The sequence below is a fragment of the Streptomyces milbemycinicus genome, from assembly GCF_002154605.1.
Lineage (GTDB): Bacteria > Actinomycetota > Actinomycetes > Streptomycetales > Streptomycetaceae > Streptomyces > Streptomyces milbemycinicus.
Map to the genome: position 1 here is coordinate 1 of NZ_MUNE01000895.1, position 1,451 is coordinate 1,451.

2 pseudogenes are annotated in these 1,451 nt (G+C 75.3%); both read left to right on the forward strand.

Annotation, left to right across the window (positions count from 1 at the left end):
• Nucleotides 1-977, forward strand: a pseudogene (locus tag CCN51_RS48430) (AfsR/SARP family transcriptional regulator); the annotation flags it as partial.
• 141 nt (nucleotides 978-1,118) lie between these two features.
• Nucleotides 1,119-1,451: pseudogene (locus CCN51_RS48435) on the forward strand (DUF4232 domain-containing protein); the annotation flags it as partial.

A 1,451-nucleotide genomic window follows, 5' to 3' on the forward strand; every position in this document is an offset into this window, starting at 1 on the left:
CCCGCCATAGGCCGGGCGGCCCGGCCTATGGCGGGGCGCCCACCGGCCTCCCCCCGGAGGGCGGCATCACCGTCGTCACCGGGCCCGCCGGGGTCGGCAAGACGGGCCTGGTCGTGTACTGGGGCCACGCACACGCGGACGCCTTCCCCGACGGGCGGCTCTTCGCAGACCTGCGCGGATTCAGCGGCGGCGAGGCGGCGGCGCCCGCCGAGGTGCTGCGCGACTTCCTGCACGCCCTGGGGACGCCCGCGGACCGCATTCCGCCCTCCCCTGAGGCGGCCGGCGCGCTGTACCGGTCGCTCGTCGCGGAACGCCGACTGCTGGTCGTGCTCGACAACGCCGGCAGCTCGGCGCAGGTGCGGCCGCTGCTGCCCGGCGGGCCCCGGTCCGCCACCCTGGTCACCAGCCGCAGCCGGCTCGACGGGCTGATCGCCACCGACGCGGCCCACCCCGTACGCCTGCACGCGCTGGGGCCCGAGGACGGGGTGGCCCTGCTCGGCACCCTGCTCGGCCCCGACCGGGTCGCCGAGGACCCGGAGGCCGCGCATGAGCTGGTGGCCCTGTGCGACGGGCTGCCGCTGGCACTGCGCGCCGCCTCGGCCCAGCTGCTGTCCCGGCCGCGCTGGCGGCTGGCCCGGCTGGCCACGGCGCTCCGCGACGAGCGGCGGCGGCTCGCGCTGCTGTCCGCGGAGGACGCCGGGGTCGCCGCGGCCCTGCGGAACTCGGTGGCCCGCCTGTCCGCGGACGACGCCCGGCTGCTGCGCACCCTGGGCACCGGCTTCGCCCGGGAGGTCAACACCGCGGAGGCCGCAGCGCTGGCCGGTGCGGACCCCGAGCTGATCCAGGACGGTCTGGAGCGGCTGGCGGAGATGCATCTGCTGGACGAGGAGGCCACCAACCGCTACGTGATGAGCGACCTGGTCAAGCTGTTCGCCCAGGACAGCGAGGACAGGAAGGACGGCGACAGAGAGCGGTAAGGGCGCTGAGGGCGGGGCGTTAGTGAAACGTTAGCGGCTCGGCAGCCGGGCGGCAGTCGAACGACAGCGGGGGACGACAGGCTTAGCCGTACCGAGAAAGACAGACCGGAAACGGCCAAGTCCCACTGGGGGGAACCCACCATGTCGATCACCGCCTTCACCGCGCGCCGCGCCCGCACCCTGCGCCTGGCCGCCGTCGGCCTGACCGCCGTCGCCGCCCTCACCCTCACCGCCTGCAACAGCAACGAGGGCACCGGCACCGAGAGCGAGGGCAAGCCGGACAGCTCGACCTCCGCCCCGGCCGACCAGGCGTCCGGCTCCAACGGGTCCGGCGGGTCCGATGCCACGGGCGGTGCGAGCGACGGGAAGAAGGGCGGTGGCACCGAGCAGGCCGGGTCCTCCAAGGACGGTGCCAAGGACGGCGCCAAGGGCTCCGGAGGCTCCGGCGGTTCCGACAACTCGGAGCAGGAGATC